The sequence below is a fragment of the Citrobacter sp. NCU1 genome, assembly GCF_010231475.1.
Taxonomy (GTDB): Bacteria; Pseudomonadota; Gammaproteobacteria; order Enterobacterales; family Enterobacteriaceae; genus Citrobacter_D.
Window position 1 is genome coordinate 1 of sequence record NZ_NRDO01000094.1, and the last position, 6,868, is coordinate 6,868.

12 protein-coding genes are annotated in these 6,868 nt (G+C 52.6%); all 12 read left to right on the top strand.

Annotated features, from left to right (window positions below):
- The coding region (locus CJP72_RS23455) for a GTPase family protein (RefSeq protein ID WP_202882584.1) at positions 1–778 on the top strand (778 nt) is incomplete at its 5' end.
- 200 nt (positions 779–978) lie between these two features.
- The gene (locus CJP72_RS23460) at positions 979–1,683 is read left to right on the top strand and encodes a WYL domain-containing protein (RefSeq protein WP_162383662.1); all 705 of its coding nucleotides are present in this window, start codon (positions 979–981) and stop codon (positions 1,681–1,683) included.
- Positions 1,683–2,252, top strand: a complete 570-nt coding sequence (locus CJP72_RS23465; protein WP_162383672.1) for a hypothetical protein — start codon at positions 1,683–1,685, stop codon at positions 2,250–2,252. Before CJP72_RS23460 ends, CJP72_RS23465 begins: the two co-directional genes overlap by 1 nt.
- A gap of 36 nt (positions 2,253–2,288) precedes the next feature.
- Positions 2,289–2,741 carry a YfjS/YafY family lipoprotein gene (locus CJP72_RS23470; protein ID WP_162383663.1) on the top strand — a complete coding sequence of 151 codons (453 nt, stop codon included), beginning with the start codon at positions 2,289–2,291 and terminating at the stop codon, positions 2,739–2,741.
- Positions 2,738–3,187: an IrmA family protein gene (locus tag CJP72_RS23475; protein WP_162383664.1), complete on the top strand. Its 450-nt coding sequence runs from the start codon at positions 2,738–2,740 to the stop codon at positions 3,185–3,187. Before CJP72_RS23470 ends, CJP72_RS23475 begins: the two co-directional genes overlap by 4 nt.
- 71 nt (positions 3,188–3,258) lie before the next feature.
- Positions 3,259–3,489: a DUF905 domain-containing protein gene (locus CJP72_RS23480; RefSeq protein ID WP_162383665.1), complete on the top strand. Its 231-nt coding sequence runs from the start codon at positions 3,259–3,261 to the stop codon at positions 3,487–3,489.
- Between the two features lie 98 nt (positions 3,490–3,587).
- Positions 3,588–4,409, top strand: coding sequence for a DUF932 domain-containing protein (locus CJP72_RS23485; RefSeq protein WP_162383666.1), 822 nt, complete (start codon positions 3,588–3,590; stop codon positions 4,407–4,409).
- A gap of 30 nt (positions 4,410–4,439) precedes the next feature.
- A complete protein-coding gene (locus tag CJP72_RS23490) occupies positions 4,440–4,883 on the top strand; it encodes an antirestriction protein (protein WP_162383667.1) in 444 nt (147 codons plus the stop codon).
- Positions 4,884–4,894: 11 nt separating this feature from the next.
- Positions 4,895–5,374: a RadC family protein gene (radC, locus tag CJP72_RS23495; RefSeq protein ID WP_162383668.1), complete on the top strand. Its 480-nt coding sequence runs from the start codon at positions 4,895–4,897 to the stop codon at positions 5,372–5,374.
- Between the two features lie 18 nt (positions 5,375–5,392).
- Complete coding sequence (locus tag CJP72_RS23500; protein WP_162383669.1) at positions 5,393–5,710, top strand: type IV toxin-antitoxin system YeeU family antitoxin; 318 nt, start codon at positions 5,393–5,395, stop codon at positions 5,708–5,710.
- Positions 5,711–5,730: 20 nt separating this feature from the next.
- Positions 5,731–6,072 (top strand): TA system toxin CbtA family protein, encoded by a 342-nt coding sequence (locus CJP72_RS23505; RefSeq protein WP_162383670.1) that lies wholly within the window; start codon positions 5,731–5,733, stop codon positions 6,070–6,072.
- A 314-nt stretch (positions 6,073–6,386) separates the two neighbouring features.
- Positions 6,387–6,830, top strand: a complete 444-nt coding sequence (locus tag CJP72_RS23510) for a P-loop NTPase fold protein (RefSeq protein WP_202882585.1) — start codon at positions 6,387–6,389, stop codon at positions 6,828–6,830.
- Positions 6,831–6,868 lie beyond the last annotated feature (38 nt).

The following is a 6,868-nucleotide window of genomic DNA, read 5'->3' on the forward strand; positions in this document are numbered from 1 at the left end:
ACAATACGAGCCGGTGATCGGCATTATGGGTAAAACCGGAGTTGGTAAAAGTAGTCTTTGCAATGCTCTCTTCCAGGGAGAGGTGACACCTGTCAGTAATGTTGAGTCCTGCACCCGTGACGTTCTGCGCTTCCGGCTCCGCAATGGTAATCACAGCCTGATGATTGTTGATTTACCGGGTGTGGGTGAAAGCGAGCAACGCGATGAAGAATACACTGCACTGTATCGCCGCATCCTGCCCGAACTGGATTTGGTACTGTGGGTTATCAAAACCGATGATCGCGCTCTGTCGGTGGACGAGCATTTTTATCGAAAGATAATGTTGGCCTACCAGCACAGGGTACTATTTGTAGTGAATCAGGCTGACAAGGCCGAACCCTGTCATCAGTGGAATACCACCAGCAATACACCATCTCATAGCCAACAATCAACTATTGAGGCCAAGCGGAGCGCAGTACAGCAACTGTTCCTATCGCATCATCAGATCTGTGTGGTGTCAGCCCGAACTGGATGGGGGCTGGATGCGATGGTAGAGACAATGATGCGCAGCCTGCCTGACCGGGCCACCAGCCCACTGACGACACAACTGCATGGAAGGCTCTGCACCGAGCCGGTAAAAAAGCAGGCACGCGAGCGCTTTGGTAATGCAGTAGATGAAATGATTGGCTCTGTTGGATCAGCATCTTTACTTCCAGCCTCTGTAAGGGCTGTGATTCGGACCGTGCGGGAAGCAGTGGTGACCGTTGCCCGTGCTGTCTGGGACTGTATTTTCTTCTGACAAACCACTTATGACGGACATTCCCTGTCCTTGCCGCGCTCAATTAATGTTCAGTCAGTCCATCAATTAGGCGCAATGGCGCATCACGGCTGTAATCCGCGCACTGAAAAAATACGCCTTCCCATGTCCATACCCTGTCCCGCCCCTTCGTTACACTAATCTCTTAACTTTCAGCCTGTTAACGGGATGGAGAAAATCTAATGTCCCAGACTGAGCGTCGCCATGAAAGGCTGGCGGTTCGGCTGTCTCTCATTATCAGTCGCCTGGTTGCTGGCGAAACGCTGGATATAGGCCTCCTTGCCGCAGAGTTTGGCGTGTCGATCCGCACCCTCCGCCGGGACTTCCGCGAGCGACTGATGTACCTGGACCTGGAATATCGCGATGGCACCTGTCGTCTGCTCTCAGGTAGCCATCAACGCGAACTGGCTGTACTAACTTTTGCTCGTCAGTCAGGTGTGGAGGCCTTGTTTCCTGACATGGATAACCACATGGTCAGCTCTCTGTTGAGTGGACCCGGTGAATCTCCTTGTCTCATATGGGCAGAGTCGGAGTCATTGTCGCCACCCAGACCAGGCATATTTACACGGCTTGTCAGGGCCATATCAGAGCATCGCCGCGTGACGCTGCTGGCTAAAGGTTGTCGTTGCTCAGGGCTTGCACCTTACCGCCTCGTGCTCTGTAGCGGCCACTGGTATCTGACGGGTGAACATCATCATCGCGTGGCGGTATTTCCGCTGAACGATATCCATGCTGTTACCTTCCACCCGGAACTGTTCGTGCCTGACTTCCAGATTCGCAACGTTCTCACCGAACCGGATTTCCTCAGGGCTCTGCCCCATTTTCACGTTTTTCACTCACTGCTCGCCAGTACCGGCGACGGTCTTTTACCTCAGAAGGAATCATGATGAAGAAATTACTGACCACAACGGCGCTGGTCGCCAGTCTCTGTGCTGGCACTGTCTTTCCGGCGTCTGCCGAAACCGTCGTGGGTACCGTCAAATTCTGGCAGTACATGCAGGCGGATGGCTGGAAATCTGCCGATGGAATGGACGACGACACGCTGAACAATACGCTCTACCAAGCCAGTGTCATTGGCAATTATCCCTGGACCAGGCAGTTCCTGCTGCGCCAGCGTGGTGGTGGTGCTTATTTTCTCGCCGACAAGAAAACGCATACCGTGCGCAAGCTGAATCTGAAACCTGCCAGCGGTTATTACTCCGACCTGACATCGGTCTATCAGGGCGAAGACCAGGGGAAAGGGTGTTACTTCACTATCATCGATACCCAGTATCAACTGGACCTGGCTGATGAACCTCACCGCAACCAGGTACTTGCTGCATTCCCGGAAAACTGTGTCAACAAACAGCAGCAGGCTGCCCTGGCGGCGAAGCGTTCTGACTCAGAGCAGAAACTGCAGCAGTGGGTAGCCCAACAGAGTCTGGCAGAGTTGTGCCGACGCACCGGTAATTGCTGAAGTAACGGAAAGGTCGATTGATAAGGAATCTGCACCATGAAGAAATTGTATCCACCTGTGCTTGCCGTTCTGACAGTTATCGGTGCCATGAGTGCCTCTGGCTGCGACAGCAAGGAAGATGCTGGCGTGAAAACGATAGCCAGGTTTAAGGACCTGACTCCGCCACCGTTCAGCAAGGTTGTGTCGCATAAATCCGATATTACCCAGGAGTGGGTAAAAAAGGATGCCTTCGGCACACCCCAGTACACGGTAATGAAAACCCGTCAGTCACCGGAAGGCTGTGAGTCAGGCAATTATTACTACATTGCGGATATGCAGCAGAAAACGGTGCAGCCGCTGATGGCAGCCCTGTGCCTTGCGGACAATATTTCCCTGAGCTTCAGGATTGAAACCGACAGCTACACGGGTGAGAAATCAGTAGTTTATTCACACGATGGTAAGGAAATGGGGAAACTCTATCTGCCGGAGAATCAGGAGAAAAATCCATGATGAAGCTGATAGGCGTTATCTCAGTTTTCGCTCTGAGCCTCTGTCTGCTGTCACCGGCTCAGGCCGAAGAACAGCGTTATATCAGTATCCGCAACACAGACATGGTCTGGGTGCCGGGTAATGTCTGCGTCTGGCAGTTTCGCCTGGACAACGGCGGAAGTGGCGAAGGGTTCGGGCCTTTGACACTCTCCCTGCGTCTGAAAGATAAAGGGGGGAACACGCTGGCGATGGGGAATATGGCGGTGGCTGCATTTGGTGACAGCGATGCCACTCGCTCTCAGGAAGCCTCGCTGGAGAACGAATGCGTGGAAAACGTCAACTCAGTCGAAATCATGAAGGCAACGGAAGAGCGTAATGGTTACATGATTGACCTGCCACTGTCCGTTTTCGACCCACAGTACTACCGACCGATACAAGTCACGGTTGTCGGTGGTAAGGCATCTTAGCCGATTCGTTGTCCGTTTGATTCAGCCCCTGTCGCTTATGCCACAGGGGCTTTTTGTTTTAAGGAGCCTGTATGACTGAACTCACTGAATTGCCTGATGGACCGTTTACGCGCCAGCAGGCTGAGGCGCTTTCGTCTCAATATCCCAACGTGGCTATAGAGGACGACCAGGGTACGCATTTCCGTCTGGTTATCCGTCATGAGCGCTGCATGGTCTGGCGGGCCTGGAACTTTGAGCCGGATGCCGGTTACTGGATGAACAGGTATATCGCTCGTTATGGCATCCGCAAATTCCCTGCATAACCACCACCAGCGCATCACCGTTATAAACAAAGTCAGGCCACACTTCCCTCGGGAAGTGTGGCCTTTCGAATTTTTACCCACTGCATAAGGAGTTACCCATGCAATTAGCCAGCCGCTTTGGGCGTATAAACCAGATACGCCGTGACCGGCCTCTGACCCACGAAGAGCTGATGAGTCATGTTCCCAGCGTATTCGGGAGTGACAAACATGAATCTCGTTCAGACCGTTATACCTACATCCCGACCATCACCATCCTCGAAAGCCTGCAGCGTGAAGGCTTTGAGCCGTTCTTTGCCTGCCAGACGAAGGTTCGGGACCAGAGCAAGCGGGAACACACCAAGCATATGCTGCGTCTGCGTCGTGCCGGACAACTGACCGGCCATCAGGTGCCGGAAATCATCCTGCTCAACAGCCATGACGGCTCCTCGAGCTACCAGATGCTGCCGGGGTTGTTTCGTGGCGTCTGTACTAATGGTCTGGTCTGCGGTCAGTCATTCGGTGAAGTGCGGGTACCGCATAAAGGTAATGTCGTCGAGAAGGTGATTGAAGGGGCTTACGAAGTGCTCGGGGTCTTTGACCGAGTGGATGAAAAGCGCGATGCGATGCAGTCGCTTGTGCTGCCAGACCCTGCCCGTCATGCACTGGCGAATGCCGCACTGAAGTATCGATTTGGTGAGGACCACCAGCCGGTCACGGTATCGCAGTTGCTGACCCCACGTCGCCGGGAAGACTACAGCGATGATCTGTGGACCGTATACCAGCGCGTGCAGGAGAACCTGATGAAAGGCGGTCTGTCAGGACGAACCGCTCAGGGGAAAAGCAGCCGCACCCGTGCTGTTACCGGTATTAATGGTGATGTGAAGCTCAACCGCGCCCTGTGGGTTATGGCAGAAAACATGCTCGAATTTTTCGGGCGTTAAACAACCGTTCCGGCATAAGGAGATATTTTAATGAATACACAAAACCTTGAGTTTGCTGAGCAGGCAGCAATTACTGCCTCAGTGGTCCCGGACGAGTTACGCATCGGCTTCTGGCCGCAGCACTTTGGCTCCATCCCACAATGGATAACCCTTGAACCTCGCATTTTCGCCTGGATGGGCCGGCTGTGTGTCGATTATCACGGCGGTATCTGGCGCTTTTCGACGCTCAGCAACGGCGGCGCTTTTATGGCTCCCGAGTCAGAGAAAAATGAGAAGTGGGCATTGTTCAACAGCATGAACGGCAACGGTGCAGAGCTTACCAGTGAAGCGGCAGGTATAGTCGCCTGTCTGATGGGCTACAGCCACCACGCCTGCCGTACCGAATGTGACGCGATGACTGAGCACTATTATCGCTTACGGGACTACGCGCTGATCCATCCTGAATGCAGTGCCATTCTCGCCATCATAGATTAAGGAGTTTTGCCATGAAGAAACAACTGACCTTATTTACGCCAGAACTTCCGTTAACTTCACTGCGCACCATCAAACGCGCCCTGAGTTTGCTTGATTATCATCTGCGTGAACCCGGTGTGGCGTTTACCTCCACTCAGGCTACCCGTGACTGGTTGCGGCTGAAAATGGCACTTCTGGAGCGAGAGGAGTTTATGGTGTTGTACCTGAATCAGCAGAACCAGTTGATAGCCCATGAAACCCTGTTCACCGGCTCCATCAGCAGCACCGAAGTCCATCCCCGTGAGGTGGTCAAACGCGCCCTGTACTTCAATGCGGCAGCGGTGATATTTGCCCACAACCATCCCTCCGGCGACACCACACCCAGTCAGGCTGACAAAGCCATCACGCAGCGTCTGGTGCAGGCACTTGCGCTGGTGGACATCCGCGTTCCGGACCACCTTATCGTTGGCGGTAGGCAGATACTGTCGTTTGCTGAACACGGTCTGCTATGAGGTTAAAGGAGAGCATTAATGAATGAAATGAGCTGGGGCCTGCAGCGTGACGTCACCCCGCGTCTCGGTGCCAGACTGGTGCAGGAAGGGAACCGGCTGCACTATCTCGCGGACCGGGCCGGAATAACCGGTCACTTTCGTGAAAAAGAAAGCCAGATACTCGAAGCCGCATTCCCGCACTTTGTCCGTCAGATGGAATCGATGTTGACCACGGGTGAACTTAATCCCCTCCATGCCCACTGCGTCACCCTTTACCACAACGGTTTTACCTGCGAAGCCGACACCCTTGGTTCACACGGTTACGTCTATATCGTCATTTATCCTACTCAGCGCTAATTACTTTCACGAGAGCAAATATGAAAACTTTACCTGCAACAACTTCGCGGGCGGCGAAGCCCTGTCTGTTGCCCGTGGCTATCTGGCAAATGCTGCTTACACGCCTACTGGAGCAGCACTATGGTCTGACCCTGAACGATACACCGTTCAGCGATGAAACTGTTATTCAGGAACACATTGATGCCGGTATCACTCTGAGGGATGCCGTTAATTTTCTGGTGGAGAAATACGAACTGGTTCGTATCGACAGGAAAGGATTTAGCTGGCAGGAGCAGTCACCTTATCTGCGCGCTGTAGACATATTGCGGGCAATGCAGGCTACTGGTCTGCCTGAGCTGAGCCATAAATATTCCGTTCTGTGAATCCTGCGAACCGCCTTCTCGATTTACCGTTCTGACCTTCACTCATTATTCATACATGACACGCTGCCAGGGATGGCAGGGGTATTTGTTTTTATACGGATGCAAATAAAAGCTGTACTCTTAAGCCATAACTAGTGGGGGATATAGTGGTACCGATGGTATCAGGTAGTGCTGATACGGTGCTATGTGATGTAACGCAGTGTAGTAGGGACCGCAAAAGTGTGACACTGGTGAGAAATAATAATTTTACTCCAGAAGGATAATTCCATGTAGTTAGAATGGATGCTTGTATTGCTAATAATCGATGATAAAACATGACCGAACACTTGTCCTATAACGACCAACCAATCGAAAGTCCAATGGAGGACCGCTTCGGTGTTGACCCCTTTGCACGAGCTCTCGCGGCGAGTTTTTGCAAAATGAAGCATCCTCAGGGGACTGCAATCGGTCTCAATGGCCCATGGGGTTCAGGTAAAAGTAGTGCGGTCAATCTTTGTAAATACCATTTGGTCGAAGCCATCAATGCTAACGATCTGACCATCATTAACTTTGCTTGTTGGTGGTTTAGAGGTGAGGATGCACTGGCGCTCGCTTTTTTCCGCGAATTGTACGCGGGTCTCAGTCCAAACCTCAGCGATATAGCCAAGAAGCAATTGCCAAAACTTGGAGCAAGGTTGCTCAGAGCTGGTGGGCTTGTGGGAAAGGTCGTGGAAGCTTCTGTCGGAGGGTGTAGTGGCACACTTAATTTGGCCACCTGAACAGAGGTGATATGCTCACCTCAGAACAATACAGGTGT